The organism is Streptomyces sp. NPDC127595, from assembly GCF_042671685.1.
Classification (GTDB): domain Bacteria; phylum Actinomycetota; class Actinomycetes; order Streptomycetales; family Streptomycetaceae; genus Streptomyces.
Window position 1 is genome coordinate 242,420 of record NZ_JBHXWK010000009.1, and the last position, 17,432, is coordinate 259,851.

Here is a 17,432-nt window from a genome sequence, read left to right on the forward strand (position 1 = left end):
CAGCGACGGACAAGCTCGGGCCGGGCTGGCGGTGTTGCCCGGTCCTGCTTGGACAGCGACGGGCAAGCTCGGGCCGGCCTGGCGGTGTTGCCCGGTCCTGCTTGGATGAGGACATGAATGCCGCTGACGAGATCCTCGACATCGTGGACGAGAACGACCAGGTCATCGGGCAGTCCCCGCGCGGGGAGGCGTACGCGCTCGGGCTGCGCCACCGGTGCGTGTTCATCCAGGCCCGGGACGCCGGGGGCCGGATCTTCGTCCATCGCCGGACACCCACCAAGCTCGTGTTCCCCTCCCTGTACGACATGTTCGTCGGCGGAGTCGTCGGCGCGGGCGAGACCTACGACGACGCGGCCCTGCGGGAGGCCGAGGAGGAACTCGGCGTTTCCGGGCTCCCCCGTCCCGTGCCCCTTTTCAAGTTCCTGTACGACAACGGCGCCGGCCAGACCTGGTGGTCCTCCGTCTACGAGGTCCGCTGCGAGCTGCCGGTCGACCCGCAGGCCGAGGAGGTCGCCTGGCACGAGTTCCTCCCCGAGGACGAGGTGGAGCGCCACCTCGCCGACTGGACCTGGGTCCCGGACGGCCTGGCGGCGTACGAGCTGCTCAAGGACTACCGCTCGTCGGCAGCCTGAACCACACCGGCACCGGGAGCACTTGTCGACCCGCCCCCCGCGAGCGCGTCGGCCAGCGCCCGCGCGTGGGCCGGGGTGCCGCACAGGTCGAGGGGCAGGGTGCGCGGGCTGTAGTGCCCGTCGCACACCCTGAGTGGGCTCGGCGCGACCGCGCCACCGCTCAGCGGGCTCTCGCCCTGCGTCGTCCACGTCGGGCCGTCCCAGAACGGATGGTCGAGGAGCCGCTCGGCCACGCCGGGTGCCGCGCCCGCCGCCACCCCCACGGCGGTGAGCGCGCCGGATATCCGGGACACCGCCTCCGCCACCGGCACGTCCGCGTCGCCGAACGCGGGCAGCAGAAGGAGCAGCCGCAGCGCGGGGTCGCGTACGCCCGCGGACCGCGCCGGGGCCGAGTCGGCGACGGCCACCAGCTCGGGCCAGGACAGCCCCGGGCCGCTGAAGTGACCCTCCAGTGAGGCCAGCGGTGCGTCCCGGTCCCAGTCCGGGTGCGTGATCAGGTAGTCGGTGCCGGGGTCGTCCGGGAAGTTTCGGTGGACGATCCACAGCAGGTGCCCACCGGTCAGCGGTATTCGGTAGGCCGGCCAGACCTCGCGCGCGCTGTACAGCGCCTCGGTCGCGGCGTCGACGTCCGCCTCGTCGGCACCGAAGAGCTCGGGCTCCTCCATGAACTCGTCCCAGGCCGGGAGGAAGTACGCGGGCCAGAATCCGGCCAGCCCGAGCAGCTCCTCGGCCGGCGCGATGCCGTGGCCGGGCGCGGCATACCGGGCCAGTGACAGGGGAACGTCCATGCGTCGAACGGTAGCGAGCCGCACCGACAACGCTCCCGGTAGGGTCCAGGGCGTGATCCAAATCGTACGGAACGTCCGGCTGTGGTTCGCGCCCCCGGACGCCGGGGCGGAGGGCAGCACGCCCGACTACCGCTTCTCCCTGGCGAACGAGCGGACCTTTCTCGCCTGGCTGCGCACCGCGCTGGCGCTGATCGGCGGCGGGTTCGCGGTCGATCAGTTCCTGCCGGACCTGGGGTCGGGCTGGCGAGTCGGCCTCGCGCTGGCCCTGCTGGCTGCGGGCGTGCTCTGCTCGCTGCGGGCCGTCAACCACTGGGTGCGGTGCGAGAGGGCGATGCGGAAAGGCGAAGACCTGCCTGTGTCACGGTTCCCGGCCGTGCTGAGCATCGTGGTCGCGATCGTCGCCGTGGCCATGGTCGTCGTCGTACTCCTCGGCCGGGAAGGATGACCCCGCCCGCCCGGGAGGGGGAAGGGGTGCGGGACCCGGGCCTGCAACCGGAGCGCACGCGCCTCGCGTGGCGGCGTACGACCCTGTCGGGCACGGTGGCCACCGTGCTGGCCGTGAAGACGGCCCTGCACGGCGGCGGGTCGCTGACCGGGGTCGTGGTGTGCGCGCTGTGCTGCGCGCTCTGGCTCGGTCTCCTGGCCATCGCCCACCGCCGCATCCGGGTGCTCGCGGCACTGTCCGGCGCGGACCGGCCGCCCCCGCTGGCACCCCGGCAGGCGGCGGCCGCGACGCTGTGCGCGGCGGCACTGGCGGTGTGCGCCGCGGCGCTGGTGTTGTGACTTCGAGAGGTCTCAAGCGGCACTTGCGTTCCGGGTCCGGGAGGTCTCAAGCGGCACTTGCGTTCCGGGTCCGGGAGGTCTCAAGCGGCACCTGTGCTCCGAGTCCGATAGGTCTCAAGCGGCACTTGCGTTCCGAGTCCGAGAGGTCTCGATCCGCCGCGTCCGGGGGGCTCAGTCCGTCCAGTCGACGGTCACCACGATCTTCCCCCGCGTACGGCCCTCCGCGCTCAGCCGATGGGCTTCGGCCGCCCGGTCCAGCGGGAACGTCTGGAAGACGTGGACCGAGACGATGTCCTGGTCGGCCAGCTCCGACAGGTGCTGGAGGTCGTCCGCGTCCGGGCGGACGAAGTAGTAGCGGCCGCCGAAACTGACGACATCCGGGTCGGCGATGGACACCAGGCGGCCCTCCGGAGCGAGCAGGTCCGCCGAGAGCTTCATCGTGTCGCCGCCGATCGTGTCGAGGGCCGCGTCGGCACCCTCCGGTGCGAGGGCCCGTACGCGATCGGCGAGACCCTCGCCGTAGGTGACCGGCTCCCCGCCCAGGGACCGTACGAAATCGTGGTTGGACTCGCTCGCCGTGCCGATCACACGGGCGCCGAGATGCCGGGCGAGCTGGACCGCGATCGAGCCGACGCCGCCCGCCGCCGCGTGGACGAGGACGGTCTCGCCGGCTTTCACATCGAGGACCTTGATCATCACCTGGTACGCGGTGAGCCCCACCAGGGGCAGACCCGCCGCCTCCTCGAAGGAGAGGTTCAGCGGTTTGCGGGCGAGGGTGCGCACGGGGGCCGCCACGTACTCGGCGAAGGTGCCGCGGGAGAGGAAGTCCTCGCGGGCGTACCCGATGACCTCGTCGCCGACCTCGAACTCCGTGACGGAGGCGCCGGGCTGGACCACCACACCGGCGACGTCCCAGCCGGGGATCACCGGGAAGACCGCGTCCAGGATCCCGTCGAGGTGGCCCTCGCGGCACTTCCCGTCGACGGGGTTCACCGACGCCGCGCGCACCTTCACCAGGACCGTGTCGGGCCCGACCTTAGGGTCGCGCACCTCCCCGTACTCCAGGACGTCCGGCCCGCCGTACCGGCTGTAGCTGATCGCCTTCATGCCATCGACCCTCCGTGGTACGGAGGCGGCACGCAAGACGGAATGGGATGATTTGAGAGGCTTTTTGCCGCTAGCCTGAGCCGTCCTTCCCCAACCCCCCAACCTGTGAAGGCGAGCCCCATGACCACCCTCCACGCGGAGCACTCCGCCCACGAGCACGCCCACGGCCCCACCTGCGGTCACCCCGCGGTGCCGCACGGCGATCACGTCGACTACGCGCACGACGGGCATCTGCACCGCGAGCACTCCGGACACTGGGACGAGTGCGAGCCGAGCGGCCACACCGCGCACGCCGAGCACGCCCACCAGCACGGCGAGGGCTGCGGGCACCCCGCGGTCAAGCACGGCGACCACGTCGACTACGCGCACGACGGACACCGGCACGCCGAGCACCAGGGGCACTGGGACGACCACTGACACGGTCCGGCCACTGGGCGTCTCCCCCGATCCTTGGCTACCTTCACCTTCGAGGGCCTTGGGCCCCTTGAGTTCAGGGGTCTTCTTCGGGTCCGGGGGAGACGCCGATCACGTTTCGTTCCCGCGCTGGACGACATACCGACTGGTCGGCATCATGGTCATGTCCTGTTTCCCGGCGCGTAGGAGCGACGATGTCCCCAGACCATCCGCCAGGTCTCGATCTGGACCGGCTGCGCGGCCTGCTCGACCGCGAGCGGCCCGGGCTGGTGAACGGCCCGCTGACCGGCCGGCTGATCGAAGGCGGACGGTCGAACCTGACGTACACGGTCACGGACGGCGGCGCGAAGTGGGTCGTACGGCGGCCTCCGCTCGGGCATGTGCTGGCCACCGCGCATGACATGAAGCGTGAGCACCGGGTGATCAGTGCGCTGCACCCGACGGCGGTGCCGGTACCCCGCCCGGTGCTGCTGTGCGAGGACGAGTCGGTGCTGGGATCGCCGTTCTACGTCATGGAGTTCGTCGAGGGCACGCCGTACCGCACGGCGGAGCAGCTCGCCCCGCTCGGCCCGGAGCGCACCCGCGACGCCGTGCTCGGTCTTGTGGACACGCTGGTCGAGCTGCACGCGGTGGTTCCCACCGAGGTCGGACTCACCGACTTCGGGCGTCCGGAGGGCTTCCTCGACCGCCAACTGCGCCGCTGGGGCAAGCAGTTGGAGGCTTCCCGGAACCGCGAGCTGGCCGGGATCGACGAGCTCCACGCGACCCTGGGGCGCGCGCTCCCCGACTCCCCGGCACCGACCGTCGTACACGGCGACTACCGGCTCGACAACGTGCTGATCGGCACCGACGACCGGATCAACGCGATCCTGGACTGGGAGATGTCCACGCTCGGCGATCCACTGACGGATCTGGGGCTGCTGGTCATGTACAGCATCCCGCTCAAAACGACCGAGTCCCCCATCAGCACGACCGCTTCCGCCGCCGGGCACCCGGATCCGGCCGAGCTCGTCGAGCGGTACGCCGCGCGCTCGGGGCGCGACGTGTCCGCCATCTCCTGGTACACGGCGTTCGCGTGGTTCAAGCTCGCCGTGATCCTGGAGGGCATCCACTACCGCTACACGCAGGGCCAGACGGTCGGCGCGGGATTCGACCGCATGGGCGAACTGACCCCCGTCTTCATCGAGCACGGCCTGACCACCCTTCAGGAAGGCTGACCCGCCATGGACTTCGCATTCGACGCGCGCACCGAAGAGCTGCGCCATCAGCTGCTCGTCTTCATGGACGAGTATGTCTATCCGGCGGAGAGCGTCGCGGAGGAGCAGCGCGCTCAGCTCGCGTCGCCGTGGGACACCCCGGCCGTGGTCGAGGAGTTGAAGGCCGAGGCACGCAGCCAGGGGCTGTGGAACCTCTTCCTGCCGGACTCCCGGTACGGCGCCGGGCTCACCAACCTCCAGTACGCGCCGCTCGCCGAAATCACCGGCCGCAGCCCGCACTTGGCGCCCACCGCACTGAACTGCGCCGCACCCGACACGGGCAACATGGAGGTGCTCGCGCAGTTCGGCGACGAGCAGCAGCGGAAGCAGTGGCTGGAGCCGCTGCTCGCCGGTGAGATCCGCTCGGCGTTCGCGATGACCGAGCCCGAGGTGGCCTCGTCCGACGCCACGAACATCACCACGCGCATCGAGCGGTCCTCCGACGGATCCGCCGAGTACGTCATCACCGGCCGCAAGTGGTACATCTCCGGCGCCATGAACCCGGACTGCAAGATCTTCATCGTGATGGGCAAGACGGACCCGGAGGGGTCCGACCTCCGCCGTCAGCAGTCCATGGTGCTCGTGCCGCGCGACACCCCGGGTGTCGAAATCCGGCGCGCCATGCAGGTGTACGGCTACGAGGACCACTCCCACGGCGGGCACGCGGAGGTCTCCTTCCATCAAGTCCGGGTCCCTGTGGGCAACTTGGTCGGCGAGGAGGGAAGCGGCTTCGCCATCGCGCAGGCGCGGCTCGGCCCCGGCCGGATCCACCACTGCATGCGGCTGATCGGGATGGCCGAGCGGGCGATCGAGCTGATGTGCCGCCGGGCCGTGTCCCGTACGGCGTTCGGCAAGCCGCTGGCCCAGCAGGGCGTGGTCCAGAACTGGATCGCCGATGCCCGGGTGGCCGTCGAGCAACTGCGTCTGCTGGTCCTCAAGACCGCCTGGATGATGGACACGGTCGGCAACAAGGGGGCTCACACCGAGATCCAGGCGATCAAGATCGCCACTCCCCGTACGGTCGTCGACATTCTCGACAAGGCGGTCCAGCTGCACGGCGCGGGCGGTGTGAGCCAGGACTTCCCGCTGGCCGAACTGTGGGCCAGCGCGCGGACGTTGCAGCTCGCCGACGGTCCCGACGAGGTGCATCAGCGGTCGCTGGCGCGGCAGGAGATCAAGAAGCACCAGTGAGGCGCGGGTGAGGGCGCGTGAAAAACGGCGCCGGCACCCACCTGTCCGCCGTGCTCGCGAAGCCGGGCGTGGCGGACCGTACGGAGGCGGCGGCACGGGCCCTTGACGATGGACTCGGGCCGGCCTTGGATCCGTGACCCCGCGGGGCCTCAGTGCCTCAGGGCCGCAGCGCGCGCAGCAGCAGGTCGGCCAGCTGGTCGGCGACCTGCTGCGGGGTGAGCGGGCCGTCGGGGCGGTACCACGTCGACAGGTGGTGCACGGAGCCGAAGTGGTAGTCGACGACCAGGTCGGCAGGGGTGGCCGTGGAGAAGACGCCCTTCTGCTGGCCCTCCTCGACGAGCGCGCGGAAGCGCTCGTGGTACCGGCGGCGCTCGGCGCGTACCTGCTTGTGCTTCTCCGGGCTGAGGTGGTGCATGGAGCGGAAGAAGATCGACGCGTCGTCGAGGTTGTCGATGGTCGTGACGACCACGTCGGCCGCGGCGCCCCGCAGCCGCTCCTCGACGGGCGCGTCGGCGCCCGCGAAGGCGTCCAGCCGCTCCTGCTGAAGGCGCAGCACGCGCGCGTAGACCTCGTGCAGGAGGTCGTCCTTGGAGCCGAAATAGTGGTAAAGCGCCCCCTTGGTGACGCCCGCCGCCTCGACGATCTCCTGCACGGAGGTCCGGTCGTAGCCCTGCTCGGCGAAGAGCCGGGTGGCGGCGGCCAGGAGCCGCTGCGGCACGGGCGTACTGTCGCCGTCCGTCGTTCTGGGCACTGCCGCCACCTGCCTTCCTCGATGTACTGGCTGTCCTATGGGCTCTTGTGCGATCGGGAACACGGTTCCCGAGTCAGGATCTTGCCACTCGCGGCCCTCGGCAGGTCGGGCAGGATCTCCACCCGCGACGAATATTTGTGAGCGCCCCTACTTGTGGTCAACCACGTGGAGCCGGGCTTCGGTCACTGAGCGGCCTCCCATTTCTGCTGGATGTGGTTCATATTGGTCAGCCAGCGGTCGGGGTTCGCTGCCCGCACCTGGTAGTACTCGGCCACCTCGGGGTGCGGCAGGATCAGGAAGCGGTCCTCCGCCATCCCGGCGAAGAGGGCGTCGGCGACGTCATCGGGCTCGATGGCGGTGGGCTGGAGCACCAGGTCTCCCGCGCTGCCGGTGGCGGCGAGCATGTCCGTGCGCACACCCTGCGGACAGATCGCGTGGACCTTCAGACCACGGTGGCGGTACGTCAGGGACAGCCACTCGGCGAAGGCGTACGCACCGTGCTTGGTGACGGCGTACGGCGCGGCGCCGATCATGGTGAGCAGTCCGGCTGCCGAGACCGTGGAGACGAAACGGCCGCTGCCGCGCTCCAGCCAGGCGGGGATCAGCTCATGGGCCGCGCGTACGTGTGCCATGACATTGACGTCCCAGGCGAGCGCCCAGACGTCCTCCGGGGCCGCCTCCGTCCCGCCCGAACCGACGCCCGCGTTGGCGCAGTACACGTCGACCGTGCCGCCCAGGGCGTCCCTGGCCTCCGCCACGATCGTGGACGCGTCGCCCGGGACCGCGATGCCGCCGATCTCCTCGGCCACGGTCTTCGCCTTGACCGCGTCCAGGTCGTTGACGACGACCCGGGCTCCTTCGGCGGCGAAACGGCGGGCCAGCGCGGCTCCGATACCGCCCCCCGCTCCGGTGACGATCACTCCGGCATCCTGCACGGCTTCCACCATCGGTCTCCTTCGAGGCGACGACAATCGGCTCAGTTCCCAGCGCCAGACTAACCAGTCGGTATGTAGAGAGGGAAGGGGCGCCTTTGCGTGGCGCGGGCTGTGGCATTTGCTGGCTGCGAGGCGGGCGGGGCTGTGACATTCGCTGGCTGTGAGGCGCGCGGGGCTGTGACATTCGCCGCCTGCGAGGCGGGCGGGGCTGTGACATTCGCGGCTCCGCCACGTGGGTGCGACAAGCCACGGACTGCCCACAGGCTACGAACTTCCGGCGGGAGCCCCTAGCGTGCCTATGCCAGCCTTCCGCGATCACGGAGGTCCCCCCATGCGCCTGTCCCGACGAACCCTGCTCGCCGCCACCACGGGCGCGGTAGGCCTGACCGCGACTCCCGCCGCAGCAGCGGGAGGGAGACCGTTGCGCACCGGCTTCGAACGCCTGGCCGCGAGTGGCTACACCCCCCTGGACGGACAGCGCGTCGGCGTCGTCACCAACCCCACCGGCATCACCCGCGATGTGCGCCACATCGTCGACGTCATGCACGCCGACGACCGTGTGAACCTCATCGCCGTCTTCGGCCCCGAGCACGGCTTCCGCGGCACCGCGCAGGCGGGCGGCTCGGAGGGCCGCTACGACGACCCGGCGACCGGACTTCCCGTCTACGACACGTATCTGAAGAGCGGTCAGCCGCTCGCCGACATCTTCACCGCCTCCGGCGTGGACACCGTCGTCTTCGACATCCAGGACGTGGGCGCGCGCTTCTACACGTACATCTGGACGCTGTACGACTGCATGGACGCGGCCCGGCTGGCGGGCAAGCGCTTCGTGGTCCTTGACCGGCCGAACCCGGTGACCGGCCGGGCGGCCCAAGGTCCCGTCCTGCACAGGGAGTTCGCGACCTTCGTCGGACGGGAGCCCATCGCGCAGGCGCACGGGATGACGGTCGCGGAGCTGGCGCGGCTGTTCAACGAGGAGTTCCTGGCGACGCCGGTGCCGCTGGAGACCGTACTGATGTCGGGCTGGCGGCGTTCGGAGTTCTACGACGCCTCCGGTCTCCCGTGGGTGCCGCCGAGCCCGAACATGCCGACGGCCGACACCGCACTGGTGTACTCGGGGACCTGCCTCTTCGAGGGGACGAACCTGTCGGAGGGGCGGGGCACGACCCGCCCGTTCGAGCTGCTCGGCGCGGAGGGCATCGACCGGAGCTGGGCCGAGGCGGTCGGGCAACTCGGGCTGCCCGGCGTGCACTTCAGGGAGGCGTACTTCGCTCCCACCTTCTCCAAGTTCCAGGGCAGGACCATCGGCGGGGTGCAGGTCCATGTGCACGACCGGGTCGCGTACGACCCCGTGCGTACCGGGATCGCGCTTCTGGTGACCGCCAAGAAGGTCTGGAGCGGCTTCACTTGGCGTGCCGACAACTGGATCGACAAGCTGACCGGGTCCACGGGCGTCCGCACGATGATCGACGCGGGGGCGACGGCCGACGAGGTAGTGGCCGCCTGGCAGGACGAACTGTCGGCATTCCGGCGCGTGCGCAAGGAGTACCTCGTGTATCGGTGAGGTGAGGAGCGCTTGTCGGCCAACGACTGCCGGTCAACGATTGCTGGCCAATGACGGTTGGCCTACGACCGTTGGCCTACGACCGTTGGCCTATGGCCGTTGGCCAACGAGCGTGGGGGGGGAAACACTCGTTGGCCAACAACCGTAGGCACCGGACCTGACCTGACCGGACCTGACCGGACCGGACCGAGCCGGCACCGGTACTGCTATCGCACCGTCACCGGTGCGACGTGTACTCCACCACCTGCTGGAAGGTCGGACGGTTCTGCCAGCTGATGCTGTAGTGCTTGATGCCGCCGAGCGGACGGTGGATGACCGAGTCGGCGCACCACTGGTTGCCGGCGGCGCAACTGGCGTCGCCGGGGTAGACCTGGGCCGCGGTCTTGGCAGCCGCCGTCTTGAGCGTGCTGATCAGGATGTCCCGGCAGCCTGTGAGGGTGCCGCCGCCGCAGTACTTCTGCGCCAGCGGGCCCTGCACGGACTCACCGAGCACCGCCCGGATGTCCTTGTCGACATAGCTCCACCATCCGTACTGGAAGGAGCTTCCCGCGTGCGAGCCGGTCGGGCCGTGGCCGGCCGAGGGCGCCTCGTCGATGGGGAGGTTGTTGGTGATGGCGGTGTACAGGCCGGTGCCGAGGCCCGGTTTGAACTCGGCCTCCACCAGGAGTGGCCACCACGCGTCCAGGATGCGGATGGCGTCGGCATTGGCGTAGGTCTTCGAGTTGAGCGCGGTCTCCGTGCGCTTCGACCCCGCCGTCACCCAGGTGGTCAGCGTGTTCACCGCCGCCGCGGCCGCGGTGTCGGTGACCGGCTGGCTCTTGATGACCTTCAGCAGGTCCGGGAGCACGTCCTCCGCCCGTAGATCGGCGAGCGCGGCGTCCGCCATCGCCTTCACGAGCGCGGATCTGGTCACGCCTCCCGCGGTCACGAGCTTCTTCACGCGGTCGTCGATGAGGTTGCCGCGATGGACGGAGCCGTTGCCCCAGGGGGCCGTCGCGTAGTTCTCGGCCACCTTGTTGTTCCAGGAGATGTAGTAGTCCTGGTCGATGTCGTTGGGATGCGCGGACGCCGGAGTGTAGGTGGCGGTGTTCGTCGCCCCGTTCCAGCCCTGCCAGTCGTACGCGGCCTGCGCCCACACCGGGAACTCGGGGTCCACGCCGGCGGCGCGCACCGGGTTGTTCCCGCTGTTGTAGTACGCGGTGTGGGTCGAGTCGGCGTAGAACCAGTTGAAGGTGTAGTTGATGTGCTGCGCCGCGGCCTGGAAGGTCTCCGGGCTCTTGACGTAGTCCGGGTCGTTGAACATCTGGAAGCCGATGATCGAGTCGGCCTCATGCATATAGGAGGAGCGCAGGGTGGTGTACGCGACCTTCTTGCCGCCGACCGTGGCCCGATGCGTCACCGGGCCGTACTTGGTGCGGTAGACCTGCATGCGGTATGAGCCCGCGGCGGTGGGGTCGGCCGTGGTCGGCACCCAGGCGTTGGTGTGCTCGACCTTGTCCATGGCCGTGCAGGTGCCGTGGTAGAGGTAGTGGTAGTCGTCCTGGCACAGCTCGACGGCGTACGTGTCGATGATGTCCTGGCCGGAGGTCGTGGCGCTCCAGGAGTAGTCCTGACCACGGCCGAGTTCGACATAGAAGCTCAGACCCGCGAACGAGGCACCACGGGCGCTGAGGCCCGGGCCCTGGATCTCCTGGAGCATCAGGAGCTGTGGCGCGAAGTAGCCGGTCTGTGGGCCGAAGACGGCGATCGGGTGTCCGCTCGCGGTGTGGTCGCCGCTCACCACAAGGGCGTTGGACATGCCCTTCTTGGCCGAGCTGAGGGCTGCGGCGGCCGCCGTGGCCGAGGTGCTGTTGGCGGTCGCGGTGGCCGCGCTGCCGGTGCGGTCGAAGACCAGCGGTTCCTCGGTCAGTGTGCCGGAGTCGGGCAGTGCCTGACCCTGTGCGACGGCGGGCTTTGCCGCGTACGGGAAGCTCTGGCCGTCGTGCAGGGTGAGGGCGGCTTCGGGGTCGTTGCGCTCGCGGAAGGACTCCCAGACCTTGGTGCCCTCCACCACGCCGTACTGGGACTGGGCGGCGAGCAGGGAGATGGCGTTGTTGACCTCGCCGCCGCCTCCGGAGCCGAAGAGGGAGCCGATGACGGAGGCCAGCGCGACCAGGTCGGTGAGCTTGAAGTGCTCGATGGTCCCGGCGTTGGTGATGGAGTCTTTGTGGCCGGTCAGGACGTACTCGCCGGGGAAGTAGCGGCCACTGTCGGAGGCGTCTATGTAGGCGTTGACGCCGGCGAGGTAGGCGGTGACGTCGGCGAGCGCCTGCTGGCCACGGGCGCCGTTGTTGGTGGTGACGCTGTCGATCTGGGCCTGCAGTTCGGCCTCGGTGTAGGGCGCGGTGCGCCAGAACTGCTGTTCAAGGGCCTGGTTGGAGGGGTCGCCGCCCGCGAAGGGGGTCAGCGTGCCGCGTCCGACGTGCCGGAAGACGTCCATCAGCCACAGCCGGTCCTGGGCGGCGGCGTAGCCGGCGCCGAACTCCGTGCCGTAGCGGGTGGTGCCGGTGATGTGGGGGACACCGGTCTTCTTGTCCCGGACGATCGTGACGTCGGTGCGCCCGGCCGGGCTGAGGGTCGACTCCACCTGGTCGGCGGCGACACCGAACGAGGCGTCGTTGAAGAAGTCGTTGATCTTGGCGTCGGTGAGCGCGGTGTAGCCCGAGGCCAGGTTCGCGTAGGGGCCGAGCTGGTCCTCGGCGTGGGCCGGCTGGACGCCGAAGAGCTGGTTGAGCAGGACCTGGGCGAGGGTGGCGTTGCCGTTCTCACCGGGCGGCAGGATGTCGGAACACTGACTGCCGCAGTAGTCGTTGGCGGCGGCCGCCGTGACCGGCGTACCCGCGGCGGACGCTTGGGTAAGGGGAGACAAAAGGCCGGCAATGAGAAGGCATACGGATGTCGCCTTCAGGAACTTGGGCAATCTGCGGGGAGTTCTCAGTCTGTCCAGGATGGTGCGTGGGGTGCGCCGTGTCATGGCAGCTCCTCGCGAAGGGGGGTGGGCCGGACGTTACCGCCGGTATCCCCGTGTTTGAAGATGAACATGCGTCACTTTTTGGGATCGGGTACTCCCCAGGGAGCGCCCACACCCCGGCGCTGTGCCCGCCGCGCAACTGACGGGCGGACAACAGGCAGCTCACAGCGTTCGGAGGTAGGCCATGAGGGGTTCGGCAGATGACTTGTTGAAGGTCATCGGAAATCCGATGGAGCCGAATCGCTTGTCGATACGTCTATTCGGCGAAGTCCGTGCGACGACGCCGAAGTGACCGAAGTACAGGTGCAGGTGTGACGGAGGTGCAGGGCGATGGCCGGTTTCCGGAGTCTGGCGAGACAGGTGCGAGATCCGAGGAGTGATCTGGCACTGCGGCGCTACTCACTGCGCAAGTGCCTTGAAAGGTTCGCCCCTTACGGACATCGGGCGACCTGGGACCATCTGTCCTCGCGGGCCGGGTTCGGCCCCGAGGACCGCTCCCCCGATCCGGTGCGGCTCGTGGCCGCACTGGACGAGCTGGAGGAAGCCCGTTCGGTCTGGCTCGCCTACGAGGTCGGGTTCGCGGAGCGGCGCAAGAAGGAGAAGCACGACGGGTTGCGCAGGCCGGGCACCGTCGACGACTGGCACCGGCTGACCTGGGGCGGCTTCGGCGTCGCGTGGTGCGACGATCCCCGGATCCACCCTCATGAACCACTGGCCGAGGTACTGCGCAAGCTGATCGCCGCGTTGGAGCGCGAGCCGGGTGCGGTCTGCCCGGTGTGTATGGGCGAGCGCCTCGACTGGAAGTACGACCTGGCCCACGAACCGTCGTCCGGTCCCGTCTGCACGCGCTGCGGAATCGTGGTGCCGCGACCTGTCCTCACCCCGGAGGCGCTGGCGGAGGCCAGGCGCGGGCGGCGGCTTCTTATATCGGCGTGAGCGCGCGACCGTAATCGGCGTGAGCGCGCGACCGTATCGGCGTGAGCGCGCGACCGTATCGGCGTGAGCGCGCGACCGTATCGGCGTGAGCGCGCGACTGGTTACGGGAACTCCGTGAGGTGTCTGCGGCTGGGCGCCCGGCCGTATGGTGTCGCGCTTCTGGCGCGGGTGGCGTACGAACCCGGGTTGTCGGTGCCGGCTGGCACTATCGAGGCATGGTGCAGGTCTGTGTGAACGGAGCCCGGGGCGCCGGTGACGGTGCCGTCGTGCCGCTGTCGCCCGGCTCGATGGCCGCGTCCGCGGCGGAAGCAGTCGCGGCCGGGGCATCGGACATCCATGTCCACCCCAAGTCGCCCTGCGGGCACGACACCTTGTCACCGAGAGCCCTTACGCCGACGCTCGAAGCGATACGGGCACGGGTGGACGTACCGGTCGGCGTGACCACCGGCGCCTGGGCCGAGCCCGACCCCGCGGCCCGCGTGGAGCGCGTGCGTTCCTGGACGGTGCTGCCCGATCACGCCTCGGTCAACTGGCATGAGCCGGGCGCCGAGGCGGTGGCGGCGGCGCTCCTCGACCGTGGAATCGGCGTGGAGGCGGGCATCTGGTCCGGCACGGACGGCGCCGAGCGGTTCGCGGCGTCACCGCTGGGGCCACAGGTGCTGCGTGTACTGGCCGAGGTGCTGGACACCGCCGCCGAGACAGCGGAGAAGTCGGCCCAAGCCCTGCTCTCCGACCTGAGCACCGCCCACGGCCGCCCGGTCCTGCTGCACGGCATGGAGGGCGGCACCTGGCCGGTGCTCCGGCTCGCGGGGAGGCTGGGCCTCGCCACCCGGATCGGCCTGGAGGACACCTTGCTGCTGCCGGACGGCGAACGGGCCATGTCCAACGGCCAGTTGGTGGCGGAAGGACTCGTCCAGTACCAGTACGGGCGGGAGCGGCGTACGTCGTAGAGCCGGGAACCGCTTCTCCGGCGTACGGGGCTCGGGGCGCGGCTCAGCGGCAGTCCTCGGGTGCCTTCCGGGGGGCGTCGGCCCGCTCGTCCGGTACCTCCGCCGGGCGGCCGCGTTCCGCCATGAGGCGGGAGCCCGTCAGCCGGTCGCCGAAGACATCGTCCGGGTTGGAGAGCACGCAGGTCTCCAGGGACAGGCAGCCGCAGCTGATGCAGTCCGTCAGGTGGTCCCGCAGACGGCTCAACTGCTTGAGGCGCTCGTCGAGTTCGGAGCGCCAGGCCTCCGAGAGGCGGGCCCAGTCCTCCCTCGTCGGGGTGCGCTCCTCGGGGAGTTCGGCGAGCGCCTCGCGGATGGTGGCGAGGGGGATGCCGACGCGTTGCGCGGCGCGTACGAAGGCGACGCGGCGCAGCGCGTCCCGGTGATAGCGGCGTTGGTTGCCGGTGGTGCGGCGGCTGTTGATGAGGCCCTTGGACTCGTAGAAGTGCAGGGCGGAGACGGCGGCGCCACTGCGCGCCGAGAGCTGGCCGACGGTCAGCTCGTGGATCTTCTCAGGGATCTGGGGCACCCCTCCAACCCTACCCACCTCGCCACACGTGGGGTCCGTTGACATCCGAACCGTACGCGACCATGCTAAGCAGTCGCTTAGATACTCAGACGCAGGAGGCCAGGGACATGGCAGAGCCGAGGATCTTCGAGTCCGCCGACGAGCTGAAGGCCGCGGTGGGAGAGCAGTTGGGCCACAGCGACTGGCTGGAGATCGACCAGAAGCGGATCGATCTGTTCGCGGACGCCACGGGTGACCACCAGTGGATCCACGTGGACCCCTCGAAGGCCGCCGCGGGCCCCTTCGGCACGACCATCGCGCACGGCTATCTGACGCTCTCACTGCTCCCCGTACTGGTACCGCAGGTGATGCTCGTCGACGGCGTGAAGATGGGCGTCAACTACGGCACCAACAAGGTCCGTTTCCCCGCGCCCGTCCCGGTGGGCTCCCGGCTGCGCGCCACCGCCGTCCTCACGGAGGTCGCCGAGGCGGGCGGGGGCGTCCAGGTCACGGCCGCGGTGACGGTCGAGCGCGAAGGTGGCGACAAGCCGGTATGCGTGGCGGAGTCGGTGTCGCGCTACTACTTCTGAACCGGTTCCCCGATCGAACCGATCCCTCGCCGCTACGGCTTCGCCCCCACCATCCGCAGCACGAGGTCGGCGTAGAGCGCGCCGACCTCGTCGGGGGTCCTGGGGCCGTTGACGTTGAACCAGCGCGCCACGTCGATGCAGAGGGAGAGCACGGCGAGCGTGGTGCCCGGCACGTCCGGCACGTCGAACTCGCCCGCCGCGACGCCGTCCTCGATGATGCCGCGCACTGCGGCGTCGGTCTGCCGGCGCAGGGCGACGATCTCCGCGCGGGCCCCGGGACCGAGCGCGTCGAGTTCGTACTGCACGACGCGCGCGGTGGTGTGCTGCGCGGCATGCCACCGTACGAAGGACCGCACGGCGTCCGCGAGCCGCTCGGCGGCGCTGCCGTCACGCCCCGCCGCGGTCCGCAGGATGTCGAGCGCCCTGTCGTGCCCGATGCGGCTGATCCGGTGGAGCAGCTCTTCCTTGGTCTTGTAGTGGATGTACAGCGCGGCCGGGCTCATGCCGGCGCGGCCCGCGATGTCCCGGGTCGTCGTCGCGTGGTACCCGCGCTCGGCGAAGGCCTCCACGGCGGCGACGAGCAGCCGCCGGGCCGCGTCCGGGGTCACCTCGGCCCACGGCTGCACCTCGGCGCCCGCCGTCTCCTCCGCCGTACTCATCGCTGGTTCGCCCCTTCCACTGGCAGGGTGACACCATACCTCCGAACCTGAGCGAGCGCTTAGCCTGCCCGCTCAGGGCGTATCAGAGCTTTTCGAAGGGGTCGTGTTCGGCGAGCAGCTTCTCGAGTCTCGCCTGGTCGACCCGGCTGACGATCTGCCCGGCCTCCTGACGGTCCCGGATCACCTTGGCCAGCGTGAAGGCCGAGGTCACGAGATAGAGGACGGCGATGCCGAGGAAGGCGCGCACCCAGGCGTCGGTCCGGAGATTGAAGATGCCGAGCGCGGTCGCCCCCAGCGCGATACCGAAGGAGGCGACCGCCTGACCGTAGAAGGCCGCGGTGGACTGCTGCTTGACCGATGTCTCACTCATGGGGTCCAGGGTCGGCCGTAGCCCGCGGGAACGTATCCGCCCGGATACTCAGACACGTACTCAGAAGGCGGAGACTTCGGTCCGCTCCTCGCTGAGCTCCAGGTCTCTACCGAGGTCTATACCGAGTCACCCCATCGCATTTTAATTAGCACTGCTAGCTTTTAGGTCCAGCCCTACTATGTGCGCCATGGCCCGACCGCGCAAACCCCTCCTCAGCACCGGCCGGATCGTCGACGCGGCGCGGGCGCTGGTGGACGCCGAGGGTCTGGCGGCCGTCTCGACGCGGCGGCTCGGGGCCGAGCTGGGGGTGAGCGGGCCCTCCCTTTACAACCACTTCGCGACCAAGGACCAGATCCTCGAAGCGGTCGCCGACTCGGTGAGCGCGCAGGTCGACCTGTCGATGTTCGAGGACGGCCGTGACTGGCGTACGGCTCTGCACGACTGGGCGCTGTCCTACCGGGCGGCGTTGCGCGACCACCCGAACATCGTGCCGGTGCTGGCGCGGGGGCCTGGGCGGCGGCCTGCGGGGCTTCGGGTCGCGGACGCGGTCTTCGGTGCGATGGTGACGGCGGGGTGGCCGCCGTCCCAGGCCACGTCGATCGGTGCGCTGATGCGGTACTTCATCATGGGGTCCGCTCTCGGGTCCTTCGCCGGCGGGTTCGTGGACGACGCGGGGGCGTACGATCCCGCGGACTATCCCCACCTCGGGCAGGCGCATCTCCTCGCGGAGCAGCAGGAGAAGGTTGACGAGCGGGCGTTCGAGACGGGTTTGGGGGCGTTGTTGGATGGGTTGGCGGTGCGGTTTGAGGGGGTGGGGAGGGGGGAGTGAGGTGGGGGTTTTTCGCCCCCTCCGCCCCTACCCGTCCCGTTTCTGGGGGCTGCCGCCCCCAGGCCCCCGCATCGCGCTGAACGCGCTCGTCCTCAAACGCCGGACGGGCTAAGGGGGGTTAGC

At 69.9% G+C, this 17,432-nt stretch carries 19 protein-coding genes; 11 read left to right on the forward strand and 8 right to left on the reverse strand.

Going from position 1 to position 17,432, the window contains the following annotated elements; genetic code table 11:
• Positions 1–113: 113 nt before the first annotated feature.
• On the forward strand, positions 114–632 hold the full coding sequence (locus ACFVKT_RS27845; protein WP_385736235.1) for an NUDIX hydrolase: 519 nt from the start codon (positions 114–116) through the stop codon (positions 630–632).
• On the opposite strand, the gene ACFVKT_RS27850 is transcribed toward ACFVKT_RS27845, so the two are convergent.
• Positions 611–1,420 (reverse strand): hypothetical protein, encoded by an 810-nt coding sequence (locus ACFVKT_RS27850; protein ID WP_385736238.1) that lies wholly within the window; start codon positions 1,418–1,420, stop codon positions 611–613. The genes ACFVKT_RS27845 and ACFVKT_RS27850 overlap by 22 nt on opposite strands.
• Positions 1,421–1,472: 52 nt before the next feature.
• On the opposite strand from ACFVKT_RS27850, the gene ACFVKT_RS27855 reads away from it, so the two are divergent.
• Entirely contained in the window at positions 1,473–1,865 is a 393-nt protein-coding gene (locus tag ACFVKT_RS27855; RefSeq protein WP_385736241.1) for a YidH family protein, read from the forward strand.
• Positions 1,862–2,203 (forward strand): DUF202 domain-containing protein, encoded by a 342-nt coding sequence (locus tag ACFVKT_RS27860; RefSeq protein WP_385736243.1) that lies wholly within the window; start codon positions 1,862–1,864, stop codon positions 2,201–2,203. Before ACFVKT_RS27855 ends, ACFVKT_RS27860 begins: the two co-directional genes overlap by 4 nt.
• 171 nt (positions 2,204–2,374) lie before the next feature.
• Here the strand turns inward: ACFVKT_RS27860 and ACFVKT_RS27865 are convergent, their stop codons facing one another.
• The gene (locus ACFVKT_RS27865) at positions 2,375–3,310 is read right to left on the reverse strand and encodes an NADP-dependent oxidoreductase (protein ID WP_385736246.1); all 936 of its coding nucleotides are present in this window, start codon (positions 3,308–3,310) and stop codon (positions 2,375–2,377) included.
• Positions 3,311–3,430: 120 nt separating this feature from the next.
• Here ACFVKT_RS27865 and ACFVKT_RS27870 point away from each other — a divergent pair, with 120 nt between their 5' ends.
• From ACFVKT_RS27870 to ACFVKT_RS27880, 3 genes are all read left to right on the forward strand, one after another.
• Positions 3,431–3,727 (forward strand): hypothetical protein, encoded by a 297-nt coding sequence (locus tag ACFVKT_RS27870; protein WP_385736249.1) that lies wholly within the window; start codon positions 3,431–3,433, stop codon positions 3,725–3,727.
• A 191-nt stretch (positions 3,728–3,918) separates the two neighbouring features.
• A complete protein-coding gene (locus ACFVKT_RS27875) occupies positions 3,919–4,941 on the forward strand; it encodes a phosphotransferase family protein (protein ID WP_385736252.1) in 1,023 nt (340 codons plus the stop codon).
• Positions 4,942–4,947: 6 nt separating this feature from the next.
• Positions 4,948–6,171, forward strand: coding sequence for an acyl-CoA dehydrogenase family protein (locus ACFVKT_RS27880; RefSeq protein WP_385736255.1), 1,224 nt, complete (start codon positions 4,948–4,950; stop codon positions 6,169–6,171).
• A gap of 157 nt (positions 6,172–6,328) precedes the next feature.
• Here ACFVKT_RS27880 and ACFVKT_RS27885 read toward each other — a convergent pair whose 3' ends face one another.
• Positions 6,329–6,922, reverse strand: a complete 594-nt coding sequence (locus tag ACFVKT_RS27885; RefSeq protein ID WP_385736258.1) for a TetR/AcrR family transcriptional regulator — start codon at positions 6,920–6,922, stop codon at positions 6,329–6,331.
• 182 nt (positions 6,923–7,104) lie between these two features.
• The gene (locus tag ACFVKT_RS27890) at positions 7,105–7,869 is read right to left on the reverse strand and encodes an SDR family oxidoreductase (protein ID WP_385736261.1); all 765 of its coding nucleotides are present in this window, start codon (positions 7,867–7,869) and stop codon (positions 7,105–7,107) included.
• A 319-nt stretch (positions 7,870–8,188) separates the two neighbouring features.
• On the opposite strand from ACFVKT_RS27890, the gene ACFVKT_RS27895 reads away from it, so the two are divergent.
• Positions 8,189–9,421 (forward strand): exo-beta-N-acetylmuramidase NamZ domain-containing protein, encoded by a 1,233-nt coding sequence (locus ACFVKT_RS27895; RefSeq protein ID WP_385736264.1) that lies wholly within the window; start codon positions 8,189–8,191, stop codon positions 9,419–9,421.
• A 217-nt stretch (positions 9,422–9,638) separates the two neighbouring features.
• On the opposite strand, the gene ACFVKT_RS27900 is transcribed toward ACFVKT_RS27895, so the two are convergent.
• A complete protein-coding gene (locus ACFVKT_RS27900) occupies positions 9,639–12,434 on the reverse strand; it encodes a penicillin acylase family protein (protein ID WP_385736268.1) in 2,796 nt (931 codons plus the stop codon).
• 327 nt (positions 12,435–12,761) lie between these two features.
• Between ACFVKT_RS27900 and ACFVKT_RS27905 the strand changes: the two genes are divergently transcribed.
• Positions 12,762–13,367, forward strand: coding sequence for a hypothetical protein (locus tag ACFVKT_RS27905; RefSeq protein ID WP_385736271.1), 606 nt, complete (start codon positions 12,762–12,764; stop codon positions 13,365–13,367).
• A gap of 215 nt (positions 13,368–13,582) precedes the next feature.
• Positions 13,583–14,317: a 3-keto-5-aminohexanoate cleavage protein gene (locus tag ACFVKT_RS27910; RefSeq protein ID WP_385736274.1), complete on the forward strand. Its 735-nt coding sequence runs from the start codon at positions 13,583–13,585 to the stop codon at positions 14,315–14,317.
• Positions 14,318–14,360: 43 nt separating this feature from the next.
• Here ACFVKT_RS27910 and soxR read toward each other — a convergent pair whose 3' ends face one another.
• A complete protein-coding gene (soxR, locus tag ACFVKT_RS27915) occupies positions 14,361–14,882 on the reverse strand; it encodes a redox-sensitive transcriptional activator SoxR (RefSeq protein WP_385736276.1) in 522 nt (173 codons plus the stop codon).
• Between the two features lie 107 nt (positions 14,883–14,989).
• On the opposite strand from soxR, the gene ACFVKT_RS27920 reads away from it, so the two are divergent.
• Positions 14,990–15,451 carry a MaoC family dehydratase gene (locus tag ACFVKT_RS27920; RefSeq protein WP_385736279.1) on the forward strand — a complete coding sequence of 154 codons (462 nt, stop codon included), beginning with the start codon at positions 14,990–14,992 and terminating at the stop codon, positions 15,449–15,451.
• A gap of 32 nt (positions 15,452–15,483) precedes the next feature.
• On the opposite strand, the gene ACFVKT_RS27925 is transcribed toward ACFVKT_RS27920, so the two are convergent.
• Positions 15,484–16,110 carry a TetR/AcrR family transcriptional regulator gene (locus ACFVKT_RS27925; protein WP_385736282.1) on the reverse strand — a complete coding sequence of 209 codons (627 nt, stop codon included), beginning with the start codon at positions 16,108–16,110 and terminating at the stop codon, positions 15,484–15,486.
• Positions 16,111–16,192: 82 nt separating this feature from the next.
• Entirely contained in the window at positions 16,193–16,480 is a 288-nt protein-coding gene (locus ACFVKT_RS27930; protein WP_385736285.1) for a YiaA/YiaB family inner membrane protein, read from the reverse strand.
• Between the two features lie 187 nt (positions 16,481–16,667).
• Here ACFVKT_RS27930 and ACFVKT_RS27935 point away from each other — a divergent pair, with 187 nt between their 5' ends.
• Positions 16,668–17,309 (forward strand): TetR/AcrR family transcriptional regulator, encoded by a 642-nt coding sequence (locus ACFVKT_RS27935; RefSeq protein WP_385736288.1) that lies wholly within the window; start codon positions 16,668–16,670, stop codon positions 17,307–17,309.
• The last annotated feature ends 123 nt before the right edge of the window (positions 17,310–17,432 follow it).